This window comes from Mesorhizobium sp. M0184 (assembly GCF_040322215.1).
Lineage (GTDB): Bacteria > Pseudomonadota > Alphaproteobacteria > Rhizobiales > Rhizobiaceae > Mesorhizobium.
This window is the reverse complement of the sequence record NZ_JAMYSZ010000028.1, coordinates 1-18,760: the sequence shown is the minus strand read 5'-3', so window position 1 is coordinate 18,760 and position 18,760 is coordinate 1. Positions and strand designations below refer to the sequence as shown.

Sequence of the window (18,760 nt, the reverse complement as noted above, 5' to 3'; positions counted from 1 at the left end):
AACGGAAAAGATGATGGCTGCAGAGAGCAAAAGCCGGGCAGGGGAGGTTCGCCTCTGGCGCAATGCGCGCCTCGCGACCATGGCCGAAAGCAGCCCCGGGTCAGGCGTTGTCGAGCACGGTGCAATCGCCGTGCGCAACGGCCGGATCGTCTATGCCGGGCCGGAAGCCGACATGCCGGCAGCACTTAGCAAAGGCGCCGAGGCGATCGACTGCGAAGGCCGCTGGATCACGCCCGGCCTGATCGACTGCCACACTCATCTGGTCCATGCCGGCAACCGTGCCAATGAATTCGAGATGCGGCTGGCCGGCGCCACCTATGAAGAGGTTGCCAAGGCCGGCGGCGGCATCGTTTCCTCGGTCAAGGCACTGCGCGCGGCGAGCGAGGACGAGCTGGTCGCCCAGTCGCTGCCGCGCCTCGATGCGCTGATCGCCGAAGGCGTCACCACCGTCGAGATCAAATCCGGCTACGGTCTCGACCTCGAAAACGAGAAGAAGTCACTGCGCGCCGCACGACGGCTGGGCGGTGAGCGGCCGGTGACAGTCAGGACCACTTTCCTCGGCGCTCATGCGCTGCCGCCCGAAGCAAAAGGTGACAAGGACGCCTTTATCGACCTTGTTGCAAAGCAGATTTTGCCGGCCGTCGCTGCCGAGGGCCTGGCCGATGCCGTCGACGGTTTTTGCGAAGGCATTGCCTTTTGGCCGGAGCAGATCGCCCGCGTGTTCGATGCCGCAAAGGCGGCGGGCCTGCCGGTCAAGCTCCATGCGGACCAGCTGTCCAATCTGCACGGCGCCGAACTTGCGGCGCGCTATGGTGCGCTATCGGCCGACCACCTCGAATACACCGACGGGGCCGGTGCGGCGGCGATGGCGAAGGCCGGAACCGTGGCGACCATCCTGCCCGGCGCCTACTACTTCATCCGCGAGACCAAGAAGCCGCCGATCGCCTTGTTTCGCCAGCATGGCGTCAGGATGGCCGTTGCCACCGACAACAATCCCGGCACGTCGCCGCTGACCTCGCTGCTGCTGACCATGAACATGGCCGCGACATTGTTTGGCCTGACCGTCGATGAATGCCTTGCCGGCGTTACCCGCGAGGCTGCCCGCGCGCTCGGGCTGCTTGGACAGACCGGTACGCTGGAGGCCGAAAAATCCGCCGATCTGGCGATCTGGAACGTCGAGCGCCTGGCCGAACTCGTCTACCGCATGGGCTTCAACCCGCTGCATGCCCGCATCTGGAGGGGACAATGACCGAACTCAAGCTAAGGCCGGGCAATGCCACGCTGGCCGATTGGCGCGCCATCTATCGCGGCGCCGCACTGAGGCTCGACGATGCCTGCCGGCCGAAGATCAAGGCCAGCGCCGAGGCCGTCGCCAGGATCGTTGCCAAGGGCGAGCCGGTCTATGGCATCAATACTGGCTTCGGCAAGCTGGCCAGCGTCCGCATCCCCGCCGCCGATCTGGAAACGTTGCAGCGAAACATCGTGCTGTCTCATGCCGCCGGCGTCGGCGAGCCGATGCCCGTCGCAATCTGCCGGCTGATGATGGCGCTGAAGCTGGCCAGCCTGGCACAGGGCGCCTCCGGCGTGCGGCCGCGGACGATCGAACTGATCGAGGCGATGCTGGCCAACGACGTTATCCCCGTGGTGCCGGCGCAAGGCTCGGTCGGCGCTTCCGGCGACCTTGCGCCGCTGTCGCACATGACCGCCGTGATGATCGGCGTCGGCGAGTGCTTTACCCCGCATGGCCGCTTTCCCGCCAAGGTCGCCTTCGTTTCGCATGGCCTGGAGCCGGTGACACTGGGCGCCAAGGAAGGCCTGGCGCTGCTCAACGGTACCCAGTTTTCGACCGCCTATGCGCTTGCCGCTTTGTTCGAGGCGGAAGTGCTCTACCAGTCGGCACTGGTCGCCGGCGCGCTGTCGACCGATGCCGCAAAGGGCTCCGACGCTCCGTTCGATCCACGCATCCATCTGCTCAGGAAACATCGCGGCCAGATCGAGACGGCCGAGGCGTTGCGCAATTTGATGGCCGGCAGCGCCATCCGTGAATCGCACCGCGTCGGCGACGAGCGCGTGCAGGATCCGTATTGCCTGCGCTGCCAGCCGCAGGTGATGGGCGCAGCACTCGACGTGCTCCGCAAGGCCGCCGAGACGCTCGGCACCGAGGCCAACGGCGTCACCGACAATCCGCTGATCTTTGCCGAGGACGACTCCGCACTTTCGGGCGGCAATTTCCATGCCGAGCCGGTCGCCTTCGCCGCCGACATGATCGCACTCGCCGTCTGCGAGATCGGCTCGCTGTCGGAGCGGCGCATCGCCATGCTGGTCGATCCGGCGCTGTCGGGCATGCCGGCCTTTCTCACGCCCAAGCCGGGTCTGAATTCCGGTTTCATGATCCCTCAGGTCACGGCGGCAGCACTGGTTTCTGAAAACAAGCAAAAGGCCTATCCGGCCAGCGTCGATTCGATCCCGACCTCGGCCAACCAGGAAGACCACGTCTCGATGGCGGCGCATGGCGCGCGCCGCCTCATCGGCATGGTCGAGAATGCGACGGCCGTCATCGGCATCGAATTGCTGGCCGCCGCGCAAGGCTGCGATTTCCACGCACCGCTGGCCTCGAGCGCGGCACTGGAGGCGGTGCGCCGGCTGGTCAGGGCAGAGGTGCCGCATCTCGACAACGACCGGCACTTCCACCCCGACATGGAGAAGGCCATCGCCATGATACGCAGCGGCGCGGCGGTGAAGGCCGCGGGTGCGGTGAAACTGCCGGGCGTTGCGTCATGAGGCGGTGTGCCGTGACAGGTCGCGTTCTGTCGCGCCCCCCTCTGTCCTGCCGGACATCTCCCCCTCCAGGGGGGAGATTGGCTGTCGTCTCGGCTTTCGCCAATCTCCAGCGTTGCAGGACTGAGCGAGGCGCCGAAGCTGCCAATCTCCCCCCTGGAGGGGGAGATGTCCGGCAGGACAGAGGGGGGCGCTGTCCCGCCGACGTCCAGCTAGAAACAAAAAACCCGCCTCAAAGGCGGGTCGTCGGGCCGAATCAGCACCATACCGGAATTAGTAGCATAGCTGCCGGCACAAAGCAAGAACAAAATGCGTCGCAGCGGGAAGAAAAATGCGAATTCCCTGCGCTGCCGCGCCTTATCGGCAAACCCGACGTCGGTACGCTAGGTCGAGTTCCTTCGCGCCCCCCTCTGCCCTGCCGGGCATCTCCCCCTCTAGTGGGGAGATTGGCAGCTGCGGCGCCTCGCTCAATCCTGCAACGTTGGAGACTGGCGGAAGCCAGTGTGACGGCCAATCTCCCCACTAGAGGGGGAGATGTCCGGCAGGACAGAGGGGGGCGCCGTAGAGCTCCAACGCGGGAAAATCTTCTATGACCTCACCCTCCTGGCTCACCGTCACTCAAGGCACAGCACCCCTGCTGGTTTCGATCCCGCATACCGGCATCGATCTCGCCGGCCTCGACAGCCGGCTGGTCTCGCCCTGGCTCGGCCGCCGTGACGCCGACTGGTGGATCGACAAGCTTTATGACTTCGCCGAGAGCCTCGGCGCGACGGTCGTGCATACGGCGATTTCGCGCACCGTTATCGACGTCAACCGCGATCCGTCCGGCGTTTCGCTCTATCCCGGCCAGACGACGACTGGGCTCTGCCCGACAGAGACCTTTGACGGCGATCAGCTCTACCGCAAGGGTGAAGAGCCGGGACCGTCGGAGATCGACGAACGCCGCGAGAAGTTCTTCGTACCCTATCATGCCGCGCTGCAGGCCGAGATCGACAGGCTGCGCGCTTTGCATGGGAAGGTCGTCGTCTATGACTGCCATTCGATCCGCTCGGTGCTGCCGCGCTTATTCGAAGGCAAATTGCCGGTCTTCAATCTCGGCACCAATGACGGCAAGAGCGCCGATCCGACGCTGCAAGCGACGGTTGGCCAGATCCTCGCCGAAACCGGCGAGAGCTACGTCGTCAACGGCCGCTTCAAGGGCGGCTGGATCACGCGCCATTTCGGCCAGCCGCAAGCCGGCGTCCACGCGCTGCAGATGGAACTCTCCAACCGCGGCTATATGCGCGAGCCCGAAGGCAAGGGCGAACCGGCTAACTGGCCGGTGCCTTACGAGGCCGAATTCGCGGCGCCGATCCGCGTCACGCTGAAGAAGATCCTGGAAACCGCGATCGCCTGGGCCGAACGCTGACGCGCGGTGCACCTCACTCGAAAGGGACAATCATGACCGATCCTCGCCACAACATCCGTGAAGTGCGCAGCCCGCGCGGCAGCGAGCTCAACGCCCGCAGCTGGCTGACGGAAGCGCCGTTGCGCATGCTGATGAACAATCTCGACCCAGACGTCGCCGAAAACCCCAACGAGTTGGTCGTCTATGGCGGCATCGGCCGGGCGGCGCGCACCTGGAACGATTTCGACCGCATCGTTGCCTCGCTGAAGACGCTTGGCGACGACGAGACGTTGTTGGTGCAATCGGGCAAGCCGGTCGGCGTGTTCCGCACTCATCCTGACGCCCCGCGCGTGCTGATCGCCAACTCCAACCTGGTGCCGCACTGGGCGACATGGGAGAAATTCAACGAGCTCGATAGAAAGGGCCTGATGATGTACGGTCAGATGACGGCCGGCTCGTGGATCTACATCGGCACGCAAGGCATCGTGCAGGGCACCTACGAGACCTTCGTCGAGGCCGGCCGCCAGCATTATGGCGGCAATCTCAGGGGCAAGTGGATCCTGACCGGCGGTCTCGGCGGCATGGGCGGTGCCCAGCCGCTCGCCGCGGTCATGGCCGGCGCCTGCTGCCTGGCCGTCGAATGCGATCCCGACCGCATCGATTTCCGGCTGCGCACCCGCTATGTCGATGAGCGCGCCGACACGCTCGACGAGGCTCTGGAAAAGATCGAGCGCTGGACCAAAGCCGGTGAGGCGAAATCGGTTGGCCTGGTCGGCAACGCCGCCGACATCCTGCCGGAACTGGTGCGGCGCGGCGTGCGCCCCGACATCGTCACCGACCAGACCTCGGCGCATGACCCGCTCAATGGCTATCTGCCCAAGGGCTGGTCGCTGGCCGAGTGGCGCGAGAAGCGCACCAGCGACCCGAAGGCCGTTGAAAGAGCTGCCCGCGCGTCGATGCGCGAGCATGTCGAGGCGATGGTGGCGTTCTGGAATGCCGGCGTGCCGACGCTCGACTACGGCAACAACATCCGCCAGGTGGCGAAGGAGGAGGGGTTCGAGAATGCTTTTGCCTTCCCGGGTTTCGTGCCGGCCTATATCCGTCCGCTGTTTTGCCGCGGCATCGGGCCGTTCCGCTGGGCAGCGCTTTCCGGCGATCCCGAGGATATCTACAGGACCGACGCCAAGGTGCGCGAGCTGACCCCCGGCAACACCCATCTGCACAACTGGCTCGACATGGCGCGTGAGCGCATCGCCTTCCAGGGCCTGCCGGCGCGCATCTGCTGGGTTGGGCTTGGCGATCGCCACCGGCTCGGCCTCGCCTTCAACGAGATGGTCGCCAGGGGCGAACTGAAGGCGCCGGTGGTCATCGGCCGCGATCACCTCGATTCCGGCTCGGTCGCCTCGCCGAACCGCGAGACGGAGGCGATGAAGGACGGCTCCGATGCCGTCTCCGACTGGCCGTTGCTCAATGCCTTGCTCAACACAGCGTCCGGCGCCACCTGGGTGTCGCTGCACCATGGCGGCGGCGTCGGCATGGGCTTTTCGCAGCATGCCGGCATGGTCATCGTCGCCGACGGCACGCCCGAGGCGGCCAAGCGCCTGGAGCGAGTTCTGTGGAACGATCCGGCGACCGGCGTCATGCGCCACGCCGATGCCGGCTATGACATCGCGATCGAGTGCGCCCGGGAGAACCAGCTCAACCTGCCCGGCATATTGGGCTGAGCCGCACCTTGCGCATTCTTCGGGCAGCCCAATACCGGTCGATGCCGTGGAAGAACGGCGGCGGGGTGACGACGGAGATTGCCGTCTCGCCGCCAGGTGCCGGGCTCGACGATTTCGACTGGCGCGTCTCGATGGCGCTGGTCGAGGGCGGCGGCCCATTTTCCGGATTTGCCGGCGTCGACCGGACCTTGGCGCTGCTGGAAGGCGAGGGCATGATCCTCGACATCGCCGGCCGGCTGCCGGTCGAAATCACCAAGGCTTCCGCACCGCTTGCGTTTCCGGCCGACGTGCCGACGCAAGCCATGCTGATCACCGGTCCGGTCACCGACCTCAACGTCATGACCCGCCGCGCCCGGGCGATCCACACGGTCGAGCGCCTGCTGATTTCGGCTCCGACGGAGATCCAGGCCGAAGCCGATGAAACACTCATCCTGTGCGTCGACGGCGAACTCAGCGTGGCCGGCGCGGCGCCCATGCAACTTGGGCCGCTCGACGCGCTGTTGCTCGGGGCGCAAGCGCCGGAACCGCGCCTGGATCCGGTCCGGCCGGCCATGCTGTTCGTGATCCGCATCGACCGCATTGCCGGCAACGATTAACGTCTGTTTCCAAACATGATCGTGACGCCGGCCAAATATCGCGTAAGCTGGTAGCTGCATCACGAAAAAGCCTGAATCTTCCGCCGATCAGAAGCCGAAACGATGCTCATAGTGCCGCCTGGAAGTTGTCGAAAGACGGCATCTTGTCGTGGCGCGGAAACAAACTTTCGGCCAAGTGTTGCGATGCAACCAATTGCATTTGGACCGGTTTTAGGGACATTGCCGTGGCGGTGACGCCGCACTGCGTCCCCAACACGGAACCTTAGATGAATATCCAGACCAATCTCGCACAGATCGAAAAGACGAGCGCCAGCTTCCCGGCTGTCACCGACGTGCCGATACGCTCCAATTTCCTGCCGGAAGATCGGCTGCGCGCTTTGGGCGCAGCCCTTGCCAATGGCGACGCCAAGGACTTGTTCGGTCTGACGCCTTTCGATTTTCAGGCGCGCATCCGCGACAGCGCCAGGAAAATTCTCGATGTCTACCGTTCCACCAACGCTGCCCAGGCGAGGGGCGAAACGATCACGCCCGCGGCGCAGTGGCTGCTCGACAACAACTACCTGGTCGAGGAGACCATTTTTCAGGTCAAGCGCGACCTGCCGCGCCGCTTCTACCGCCAGTTGCCGACGCTGAAACTGTCGGATGGATCCAGCGTGCCGCGCGCACTGGCGGTCGCGTGGACCTATGTCGCGCATTCCGACAGTTCCGTCTCGTCGGCCATGTTCAAGGCGATTGTCGAAGGCTTCCAGTCCATCGAGCCGCTGAAGATTGGCGAATTATGGGCGCTGCCATCGCTGCTGCGCTTCGTCCTGATCGAGAACCTTCGCCGGATCGCGGTCCGCGTCAATCGCACGCGGGAACTGCGCCAGATCGCCAACGAGGTCGCCGATCGTGTGCTGGCGACGGACGACAGCGCCGACCGGCAGGCGATACTTTCCCACTACAGCGCCCATGCGCAGGACACCACCTTCGCCACCCAGTTGCTCTACCGGCTGCGTGACGGCTCGCAAAATGCCGGCAGGGCGCTGGAATGGCTGGAGGGCGAGCTGGAAAGGACCGGCTCCGACGCCGAGGAGATCATCCTCAGCGAGCACCACACGCTGTCCAGCGGCAACGTGACGACCGGCAACATCATCCGCGGCCTGCGCCTGATCAACGACATCGACTGGACGGTGTGGTTCGAGGGCGTCAGCCGCATCGACACCTTGCTGCGCGAACGCACCGATTTCGCCGCGCTCGATTTCTTTTCGCGCGACCAATACCGGACTGCGATCGAGGAGCTGGCGCGCCGTTCCGATCTCTCCGAATTTCGCGTTGCCGAAAGGGCGATCGAGCTCGCCGGCCATGCTGCCGATGCACCGGGCTCCGAAAGCGGTCCGATCGCTCACACCGACGTCGGCTTCTTTCTGGTCGGCCCGCGCCGGCAGGAGCTCGAGCGGTCGATCGGCTACCGGCCGACCATCGGCAAGACGCTCAACCGGACCTTCCGCAAGACCGGATGGCTGGGCATCGTCGTGCCGGTGTTTGCGCTGACGGTCCTGCTTCTGGTCGTTTCCGGCAATGCGCTTGCCAATCTCGGCCTGTCGGTGCCGTCGATCGTCGTGATGCTGGCCCTGTTCGCGGTGCCGGCCAGCGAAGGCGCGCTCGCATTCTTCAACACCGTCGTCTCGCTGTTTTTGAAGCCGACGCGTCTCATCGGCTATGATTTCAGGCACGGTGTGCCGCCCGAGGCGCGCACGCTGGTGGTGGTGCCGTCGCTGATCGGCTCGCGCGACGATGTCGAGGAGAACATCCGCAACATCGAGGTGCATCACCTCGCCAACACGGCGGGCGAAGTCTATTTCGCGCTGCTTTCCGACTGGCCGGACTCGAAGACCGAGATCGATACGGCGGATGTCGAAATCCTCGAATTCGCCCGCGCCGAAATCGCCAGGCTGAACGCCCGCTATCCCTCGGAAGGGGCGCCGCGCTTTTATCTGCTGCATCGGCGCCGGCTCTACAACGCATCGCAAGGCGTCTGGATGGGCTGGGAGCGCAAGCGCGGCAAGCTGCACGAATTGAACCTTCTGCTGCGCGGGGACAGCGACACCACCTTCCTGCCGCTGGAAGTGCCATTGCCGGAGAGCGTCGTCCACGTGATGACGCTGGACGCCGACACCCGCACCACCCGCGACGCCGTCGCTGCGCTGGCCGGCAAGCTTTGCCACCCGCTCAACCGTCCGCATTTCGATGTCGCACGGCGCGAGGTTACGGCAGGTTATTCCATCCTGCAGCCGCGTATCACCGCGTCGCTGACCAGTGGCGACGAGGCATCGTTCTTTCAGCGTGTCTTTTCCGCCAATCGCGGGCTCGATCCGTACGTTTTTGCCGTGTCGGACCTCTACCAGGACATCTTCGGCGACGGTTCCTTCACCGGCAAGGGTCTTTACCATGTCGACGCCTTCGAGGCGGCGCTGAAGGGCCGCATCGAGGAAAACACCATCCTCAGCCATGATCTGCTCGAAGGCGCCCTGGCGCGCTCGGCCTTGGTCACCGACGTCGAACTGGTCGAGGACTATCCGACCCGCTATTCGGTCGACGCGTCGCGCCACCATCGCTGGGCACGCGGCGACTGGCAGCTTCTGGGCTTCATTCTTGGCCCGCGCTCAAACGTGCCGGCGCTGTCGCGCTGGAAGATGGTGGACAATCTGCGCCGCTCGGTGACGCCGATCTTCTGGGTGATGGCCGCGATCGCCGGCTGGACGCTGCTGCCCTTCACGCAGGCCGCCCAATGGCAGGCGCTGCTGATCCTCACGCTGTTCATGGCGCCCACTTTCGACATCGTCGACGCCATCCTGCCGAAGAGCGGCGACCAGACGCCGCGGGGCCATTTCTCGGCACTGGCACGCGACGTTGCCTTCGGCACTGCCCTGGTGGCGCTGAAGATCGTGCTGATGGCGCATCTTGCCTGGATGATGGGCGACGCGATCATCCGCACGCTCTACCGCCTGTTCGTCAGCCGTCAGAACCTGCTCGAATGGCGCACCGCCTCGCAGGCACACAAGGGCGGCGACAACGATCTCGGCTCCTACTACAGCATCATGTACGGCGCGGTGATCATAGGCGTCGTCGGCCTCGCCGTCCCGGTGCTGGCCGATTCCACCGGCGCCTTCGTCGCCTTCTTCTTTGCCTTGTTCTGGATCGGCGCGCCCGCCATCGCCTGCTGGATCAGCCGTTCGGCCGAAACCGAGGACCGCCTGCGCATATCGGCCGCCGACATCCACGCGCTGCGCACCGTGGCGCGGCGTACATGGCACTATTTCGAGACCTTCGTGACGGCCGAGCATCACAATCTGCCGCCGGATAATTTCCAGGAAAGCCCGGCCCCCGTGGTGGCGCCCCGCACCTCGCCGACCAATATCGGCGTCTACCTGCTGTCGGTGATTTCGGCACGCGATTTCGGCTGGATCAGCCTCTCCGACGCCGTCAACCGCATCGACGCGACCATGTCGACCATCGAGAGCATGCCGCGCGACCGCGGCCATCTCTTCAACTGGTATGACACGACGACCCTGAAGCCGCTCTACCCGCTGTACATTTCGGCGGTCGACAGCGGCAATCTCGCCGGCCATCTGGTGGCCGTGGCCGCTGCCTGCGCCGAATGGGCCGAAGCGCCGTCGGTGCATGTGCAGGGCGACTTCGAAGGCATCCTCGACACCGTCACCATCCTCGACGAAAGCCTTGAGGAACTGCCCGACGACCGGCGTCAATTGCGGCCCTTGCGCCAGCGGCTCGCCGACCGTCTCGACGGCATGCGGCGGGCGGTGGAATTGATCAAGGCGCAGCCGGAGATGGCGTCGATCCGCACCATCAACCTGGCCGTCCTGGCCGGCGAGATACGCAAGCTCGCGACAGCCATCCATACCGAGGCCGCGTCGACCCAGAGCGACACCATCGCCGATTGGGCGGCCAGGCTCGAAGCCACCTGCGAGGCGCATGTGCACGATGCGCACAGCGACGAAAACGCGGTCGCGGCGTTGCGGGCCAAGCTTCTGACCTTGCGCGAGCGCACGCGCCGCTTCGCCTTCGAGATGGATTTCTCGTTCCTGATGCGGCCCGAGCGCAAGCTCCTGTCGATCGGTTACCGGGTCGAGGAGCATCAGCTCGACGAAAGCTGCTACGACCTTTTGGCCTCCGAGGCGCGGCTGACCAGCCTGTTCGCTATCGCCAAGGGCGATTTGCCGACCGAGCACTGGTTCCGGCTCGGCCGGCCGATCGTCGAGATCGGCTTCCAGGGCGCACTGATGTCCTGGTCCGGCTCGATGTTCGAATATCTGATGCCGCCGTTAGTGATGAAGGAGCCGCAAGGCAGCATTCTCAACCAGACCAGCAAGCTCATCATCAAGCGCCAGATCCAGTATGGCCGTTCGAAGAACGTTCCCTGGGGGATTTCGGAAGCGGCCTACAACGCCCGCGACCGAGAGCTGACCTATCAGTACACCAATTTCGGTGTGCCCGGGCTCGGCCTGAAGCGCGGCCTTGGCCAAAACACGGTGATCGCGCCTTACGCGACCGTGCTGGCAGCGCAGTTCACGCCGCATGAATCCGTCCAGAACCTGGCCAGGCTGAGGCGGCTGGGCGCACTGGGCCGGCACGGTTTTTACGACGCGGTGGATTTCACGCCGCAACGCGTCCCCGAGGGCACCGACCACGCCGTCGTGCTCAACTACATGGCCCACCACTCCGGCATGTCGATTGCCGCAGTTGCCGATGCGATCTTCGAAGGGCGCCTGCGCGACCGCTTCCACAGCGATCCGGTGATCGAGTCGGCCGAATTGCTGCTGCAGGAAAGGGCGCCGCGCGACATCCCGACTGCGACCGTCAGGACCGAGGCCGACGAGCGCTCGAAGGACGAGACCGAGCTGGAAAGCCCGGATACCCGCATCGTGCTCGATCCGCTCAGGGCGCTCCGCTCGACCAGTGTCATGTCCAATGGCCGCTATTCGGTCATGGTGACCGCCACCGGCTCCGGGTACAGCCGCTGGGGCGAACTTGCCGTCACGCGCTGGCAGCCGGATCCGACCGAGGACCGACTTGGTTCCTATATTTTCCTGCGCGACGCCAGCAACGGCGACTGGTGGTCGGCCACCGCCGAGCCGAAGCGCGCCGCCGGCGAGCGTGCGCAGACGCTGTTCTCCGACGACAAGGCGAGCTTCGTCAAATCGATTGGATCGCTGCGTTCGGAAGTCGAGTGCATCGTCATCTCGGAAGGCAATGGTGAGGGCCGACGGGTGACGCTCCACAATGATGGCCCCGCCGACCGGCATATCGAAGTAACCTCGTTTGCCGAACTGGTGCTGGGCTCCGAGCCCTCGGATAATGCCCATCCGGCTTTTTCGAAGATGTTCGTGGAAACCGAGATCGCGCCGAACAACGGCGCGATCTTCGCCACCAGGCGCAAGCGCGAAAAGGACGAACCCGACGTCACCATGGTGCATTTCGTCACCGACCCGTCTGGATCGGCGCGAGACGCCGAGGCGGAAACCGACAGGCGCGCCTTCATCGGCCGCGGCCGCACCATCACCGAAGCGGCTGCCTTTGATCCCGGCGCCAAGCTTGGCGGCCATTCCGGCTTCACCCTGGATCCGATCGCATCGCTTCGCCGGCAGGTGCGCGTGCCGGCCAACAAGAAGATTTCGCTGACGTTCTGGACCGTCGTCGGTACCCATCGCGCCGAATTGGATGCCGCCATCGCACGGCTCGACCATCCCGAAAGCTTCGCCCGCCAGGCGATGCTCGCCTGGACGCGCTCGCAGGTGCAGACCCGGCACCTTGGCCTCAGCCTGTCCGACGCCGCCAATGTGCAGAAGCTGGCGCGCTATCTGATCTATCCCGATCCGTTCCTGCGCCTTCCGGGCGAATCCATCGTCTCCGGGCTCGGCAGGCAGTCCAGCCTGTGGCCGACCAGCATATCCGGCGATTTTCCGATTTTCCTGGTCAGGATCGCCGATGTCGCCGATCTGGAGATCGTCGCCCAGGCGCTTCGCTTCCAGGAATACATGCGCGCCCGCGGCATGATGATCGATTTTGTCGTCGTCAATGAGCAGGCGTCATCCTACGTGCAGGACCTGCAGCGCGCGGTGGAGACGCTGTGCGAAAACAGCCGGTTGCGTGGCAAGGAGCTCGGACCCCGCCAGCACATCTTCGCGGTGCGCCGCGATCTGATGGAGGAAACGACCTACAGGACCTTGCTCGCCGTCGCTCGGGTGGTGCTGCATACGCGCAACGGCACCATCTTCGACCAGATCGAGCGCGCCGAGGCCGCGGCATTGCAGGCGCGGGACGCCGCCCTCCAGCCGGCAGACCTTGCAGCGCTTCGCGAGCCGTCCTTGCCGGTGCCGACGTCGCAAGCATCTGCCGCCCAGGCACTGATCGAGGGCCGCGTCGACGGCAGCGGGCTCGACCAATGGAACGGTTTCGGCGGCTTCGACGGCGACGGACGCCACTACGTCGTGCGTCTTGCCGGCCGGCGCACGACGCCGCAGCCGTGGATCAACGTCATCTCCAACCCATCGTTCGGATTCCACATGTCGGCTGAAGGCGCTGCCTTCACCTGGAGCCGCAACAGCCGCGACTATCAGTTGACGCCATGGTCGAACGATCCGGTCACCAACCGGCCGGGCGAGGGCATCTATATCTACGATCACGCCAGTGGCAGGGCGTTCTCGCCAATGGCTGCCGTGGTGCGTGACCCGACAATGACTTACGAAACCTGGCACGGGCAGGGTTTTTCGACGTTCCGCTCAAAACGCGGGCCGCTGTCGATGGACCTGACCCATGTCGTCGATCCCGTCGATCCGGTGAAGATATCGCGGCTGCGCATCCAGAATTCGGGTTCGGTGCCGATGCGGCTGCGCGTCTACGCCTATGCGGAATGGGTTCTCGGCGGCCATCGCTCGCGCACCGCGGCAAGCATCGTTCCGTCGAGGGATGCCGCAACCGGCGCATTGCTGGCGCAAAATCCCTATGGGCTCGATTTCGGCGAGCGGATCGCCTTTCTGGCCGCCGACGGTGCTGTGCATTCGGTCACGGCCGACCGCGGCGAGTTCATCGGCAGGCAAGGCACGAGCGAGTTTCCGCATGCCGTGCTGAGCGGCGCCGGCCTGTCCGGCCGTGTCGAGGCCGGCGACGATCCCTGCGCGGCCATCGCACGCGACATCGACATCGCTGCCGGCGGCGACGTCACGTTGCTCTGGCTGCTCGGCGACGCGGCCTCGCCCGAGAAGGCCAGCGCGCTGGTGCAGACCCATCGCTCAAGGGATTTCGATCAGCGGCTGGCCGACAACGAGCGCACATGGCGCGGCTTTCTCGACACAATCCAGGTCGAGACACCGGACAAGGCACTCGACGCCATGGTCAATCACTGGCTGCCCTATCAGAGCCTGGCCTGCCGCATCCGTGCCCGCTCTGCGTTCTATCAGGCGAGCGGTGCCTTCGGCTTCCGCGATCAGTTGCAGGATACCTTGGCTTTGCTGGCGCATGACCCCAAGCTGGCGCGTGATCAGATACTCAATGCGGCGCGGCGGCAATTCCCCGAAGGCGACGTGCAGCATTGGTGGCTGCCGCGCACCGAGGCCGGCGTCCGCACCATGATCTCGGACGACGTCGTCTGGCTGGCCCACGCCACGGCCCGCTACCTGCTGGTGACCGGCGACACCGCGATCCTGAAGGAGCAACTGCCCTTCATCGAAGGGCAGGCGCTGGGCGAAGGCGAGCACGATGCTTTCTTCATCCCGGAAATCTCGAAGAAGACAGCCTCGCTCTACGACCATTGCGCGCGGGCGCTCGATCTTGCCGTCAAGCGCAGCAGCCCAGCCGGGCTGCCGCTGATCCTCGGCGGCGACTGGAACGACGGCATGAACCGCGTCGGCGAGCACGGCAAGGGCGAGAGCGTCTGGCTGGGCTGGTTCCTGCTGAAGACGCTGGGCGACTTTGCCGCTGTCGCCAAGGCGGAGCGCGATGCCAAGCGCGTGCAGGCCTGGACGAAGCACGCCGAGGTGCTGAAGCGGGCGCTGGAAAGCACCGCCTGGGATGGCGAGTGGTATCGGCGCGGCAGCTTCGACGACGGCACGCCGCTCGGCTCGCGCAAGTCGGACGAGTGCAAGATCGACTCGATCGCCCAGTCCTGGAGCGTGCTTTCGGGCGAGGGCGACCCGGCGCGGTCGACCACGGCGATGGCGCAGGCGATGAAAGCGCTCGTCGACGACGACCTCAACATCGTCAAACTGTTCACCCCGCCCTTCTCGAAGACGGAAAAGGACCCGGGCTACATCAAGAGCTATCCGCCAGGGGTCCGTGAAAACGGCGGCCAATACACGCACGCGGCAACATGGTTCGTCATTGCGCTAGCCGAGATGGGTCGCACCGACGATGCCTACCGTTGCCTTTCAATGCTCAATCCGGTCAACCATGCGCTCGATGAAGCCGCGGCAGAGCGCTACCGGGTGGAACCTTACGTCGTCGCGGCCGACGTTTATTCCGGGCAAGACAAGGGCGGCCGCGGCGGCTGGACCTGGTATACCGGGTCGGCGGGCTGGCTTTATCGCGCCGCGGTCGAGAGCATTCTCGGCATAGAGCGCCGCGGACAGCGCCTCCAGTTCACGCCGAGACTTCCTAGCCATTGGGGCGGCTATTCGGCAACTCTGAAGATGCTGGGCGCCGAGATCAAAGTACGCGTCGTCCGCGACAAAAAGGCCCGGGCCATCTCACTTGAAGTGAATGGCACGAAGACCAAATCTTCGTCCTTCGAGCCAAAAGCCGGAGATAGTGCCGAGGTGGTCGTCAGAATACCGGCCTAGATTCAAGGGCTTGGCGCGTCGCTTAGCGTTCCCAGGGCACGCACGAGCGCTCCAAGTGCCTCTACCGGTTATATTTGCGGTTGACCTTGCTGAATGCCTGCACACGACTTTAGACGTCGTGCCCAGGGTCTTGCTGATTAAAATTGTGGCAGTGCTTTCCAGCTGCCATGATTTTGCCGCAACGCTGACATTTCACCTTTTATCTCAAACTGTTAGACGATCACGGCAAATTTCGAAGCGTCGTCATCTTTTGTTCGCGGAATGGGAACGGAAGAGCTAGACGAGCATTGTTTTGCGACGCGTCAACCGATACGAGTCAAAAAATGACGCACTGCACCATAAATAATTGGCGGAGTAGCTGAAGTGTCACTTCTGCAAATCTACTGGCGAGCCCTTGGTTATCTCGCTGCCGACAGGAAACGCGTTGCGTTTATCTGCGGGGCGAATGTCGCGCTTGCCATTATCGCCATTCTCGAGCCGATCATGTTCGGCCGGGTGATCGATGCCATTTCGGACCGCGGCTCGGTATTCGCGACGCTCGCAATGTGGGCCGGCCTCGGCGCGTTCAACATCATCGCTTTCGTGCTGGTGGCGCGCGGCGCCGACCGCTTTGCCCACCAGCGGCGCAGCGAGGTTCTTTGCCAGTCGTTCGAGCGCGTGATCACCATGCCGCTTGCCTGGCATCATCAGCGCGGCACCTCCAATTCCCTGCACACGCTCCTGCGCGCGGTCGAGACCTTGTTCAGCCTCTGGCTGGAATTCATGCGGCAGCATCTGTCGACCGCGGTTGCGTTGGTCCTGCTGGTGCCCACCGCGCTCAGCATGGATATCCGCATGTCGATGGTGCTGCTGGCGCTTGGCGCGCTCTATGTCGGCATCGGACGGCTGGTGATGCGGCGCACCAAGGAAGGCCAGGCGGCCGTGGAGCGGCACTACCACAAGGTATTTGCGCATGTGACCGACTCGGTCAGCAACGTCGCCGTCCTGCAGAGCTACAACCGCATCGGCCATGAGACCGAGGCGCTGAAGCGCTACGTCAAGAACCTGCTCGACGCACAGAATCCGGTGCTCGACTGGTGGGCGATGGCCAACGCGCTGCACCGCCTGTCGTCGACGATCTCGATGATGGTGGTGCTCTTGATTGGCGCCTATCTGGTGACGCACGGCCAGTTGCGCATCGGCGACGTAATCGCCTTTACCGGCTTTGCCACGCTGCTGATTGCCCGGCTCGACCAGATGTCGGCTTTCGCCAACCAGATTTCCGAGGCACGCGCCAAGCTCGAGGAATTCTATCATCTCGAGGACTCCGCTTCCGATGCCGCCGAGCCCGACGGGCTGCGCGACCTCGTCAACGTCACGGGTCACGTGCGTTTCGAGAACGTCTGCTTCGAGTTCGGCAATTCCGGGCAGGGCGTCGACGACGCGTCGTTCGAGGTCCAGGCCGGCCAGACCGTCGCCATCGTCGGCCCCACGGGCGCCGGCAAGACGACGCTCATCAACCTTCTGCAGCGCGTCTTCACGCCGTCTAGCGGCCGTATCCTGATCGATGGCATCGACACCCGCACGGTGACCCGCAAGTCGCTGCGCCATTCGATCGCCACCGTCTTCCAGGATGCCGGCCTGCTCAACCGCTCGATCGAGGACAACATCCGCGTCGGCCGCGCGGAGGCGACCTATGACGAGGTCCATGCCGCTGCCAATGCCGCCGCCGCGCAGGATTTCATCCTGTCAAAGTGCGAGGGCTACGACACGGTCGTCGGCGAACGCGGCGGACAGCTGTCCGGTGGCGAGCGCCAGCGCATCGCGATCGCCCGCGCCGTGCTGAAGGACGCGCCCATCCTGGTTCTCGACGAGGCGACCAGCGCGCTCGACGTCGAGACGGAAGACCGCGTCAAGGACGCCATCGACGAATTGCGGCGCGGCCGCACCACCTTCATCATCGCCCACCGCCTGACCACCGTTCGCGACGCCGATCTGGTCGTGTTCATGGACAAGGGCCGGGTGGTCGAGATGGGCGGGTTCACCGAACTGTCGCTGCGCAACGGTCGCTTCGCCAGCCTGCTGCGCGCCGGCGGCCTGCTCAACGACGAGGAGGTCCGCCGCCTCAGCCGTCCGGTGAACGAAGCCGCTTGAGCAGCGCGGCTTGCCTTCTCCCCTTGTGGGAGAAGGTGGCCTCGCGAAGCGAGGTCGGATGAGGGGTGCTCCAGCTTAGCGCAAATCTTCATCCAAAATCCAGACTTCGGCGCACGGCGATCATTGGCGCCTCACTCCGTCCAGCACCCCTCATCCGGCTCGACGCTACGCGCCGATCCACCTTCTCCCGCAAGGGGAGAAGGGAAGACGTACCGCCGCTGCGGTTGCCGCAACTCCGCCGGCGGTCTATGTAAAGCCGCATGAGCGACACGACTTCACGCCTCTCCGGCTGGATGGACCTTGCCAACCCGACGCGGTTCGTCGCGCTGGCCGACAAGGTCGTGCCGTGGTTGGCGAGCGTCGCCGCCATCATCCTCGCTGTCGGTCTCTATATGAGCTTCACGGCGCCTGAGGATTTCCAGCAGGGCATCACCGTGCGCATCATGTATATCCACGTGCCTTTCGCCTGGCTTGCCATGATGTGCTACACGCTGATGGCGGTCTCGGCACTGGGCACGCTGGTCTGGCGCCATCCGCTGGCTGACGTGGCGCTGAAATCGGCGGCACCCATCGGCGCCGTCTTCACCGCCCTTGCACTGATCACCGGTTCGATCTGGGGCAAGCCGATGTGGGGCACCTGGTGGGTGTGGGACGCGCGGCTGACCTCGGTCTTCATCCTGTTCCTGATGTATCTCGGCATCATCGCGCTGACCCGCGCGCTCGACGATGCCGGACGTGCCGCCTGGGCCGCCGCGATCATCACCCTGGTCGGCTTCATCAACATCCCGATCATCAAATTTTCGGTCGACTGGTGGAACACGCTGCATCAGCCGGCGTCGGTGTTCCGGCTTGGCGGGCCGACCATTGATCCAAGCCTGTTGTGGCCGTTGCTGGTGATGGCGGTTGGTTTTATCGTGCTTTTCTTCGCGCTGCACCTAACGGCGATGCGCACCGAGATCTGGCGCCGCCGCGTCATTTCGATGCGCCGGGTTGCCGCGAGACAGGCTAGCTGATCTTCGTCGAGTTCCTTCGCGCCCCCCTCTGTCCTGCCGGACATCTCCCCCTCAAGGGACCCTCAAGGGGGGAGATTGAATGTCACGTATCGTTTCGCCAATCGCGAATGTTGAAAGAGAGGCGCTACCGGCGAAGGTACCGATCTCCCCCCTTGAGGGGGAGATGGCCGGCAGGCCAGAGGGGGGCGCTGTCCGGGCGCTGTCCCTAGTTGTGTGCGTCAAGTTCTGCAAAATGGCGTGGCATTGCGGTGACGTCGGCGTGTCCGCCGCGCAGCCCCCGTGTTTAGCGGAG

The 18,760-nt window shown here is 64.6% G+C and carries 8 protein-coding genes; all 8 read left to right on the top strand.

The features are described from left to right. Positions 1-13 precede the first annotated feature (13 nt). The 8 genes from hutI to NKJ23_RS26525 all read left to right on the top strand — a co-directional run bounded on the left by hutI (position 14) and on the right by NKJ23_RS26525 (position 18,468). Positions 14-1,249: an imidazolonepropionase gene (gene hutI, locus NKJ23_RS26560; protein ID WP_352683438.1), complete on the top strand. Its 1,236-nt coding sequence runs from the start codon at positions 14-16 to the stop codon at positions 1,247-1,249. Continuing rightward, positions 1,246-2,781, top strand: coding sequence for a histidine ammonia-lyase (gene hutH / locus NKJ23_RS26555; protein ID WP_352571517.1), 1,536 nt, complete (start codon positions 1,246-1,248; stop codon positions 2,779-2,781). The genes hutI and hutH overlap by 4 nt, the downstream gene beginning before the upstream one ends. A gap of 586 nt (positions 2,782-3,367) precedes the next feature. Then, positions 3,368-4,186, top strand: coding sequence for an N-formylglutamate deformylase (gene hutG / locus NKJ23_RS26550; RefSeq protein ID WP_352683436.1), 819 nt, complete (start codon positions 3,368-3,370; stop codon positions 4,184-4,186). A gap of 32 nt (positions 4,187-4,218) precedes the next feature. Beyond that, positions 4,219-5,889 (top strand): urocanate hydratase, encoded by a 1,671-nt coding sequence (gene hutU, locus NKJ23_RS26545; RefSeq protein ID WP_352683434.1) that lies wholly within the window; start codon positions 4,219-4,221, stop codon positions 5,887-5,889. 8 nt (positions 5,890-5,897) lie between these two features. Further along, positions 5,898-6,485, top strand: a complete 588-nt coding sequence (locus tag NKJ23_RS26540; protein WP_352683432.1) for a HutD/Ves family protein — start codon at positions 5,898-5,900, stop codon at positions 6,483-6,485. A gap of 266 nt (positions 6,486-6,751) precedes the next feature. After that, positions 6,752-15,322, top strand: a complete 8,571-nt coding sequence (locus NKJ23_RS26535) for a glycoside hydrolase family 94 protein (RefSeq protein WP_352683430.1) — start codon at positions 6,752-6,754, stop codon at positions 15,320-15,322. A gap of 363 nt (positions 15,323-15,685) precedes the next feature. Next, entirely contained in the window at positions 15,686-17,455 is a 1,770-nt protein-coding gene (locus NKJ23_RS26530; protein WP_352683428.1) for a glucan ABC transporter ATP-binding protein/ permease, read from the top strand. Positions 17,456-17,715: 260 nt separating this feature from the next. Beyond that, positions 17,716-18,468: a heme ABC transporter permease gene (locus NKJ23_RS26525; RefSeq protein ID WP_352683426.1), complete on the top strand. Its 753-nt coding sequence runs from the start codon at positions 17,716-17,718 to the stop codon at positions 18,466-18,468. Positions 18,469-18,760: the final 292 nt, after the last annotated feature.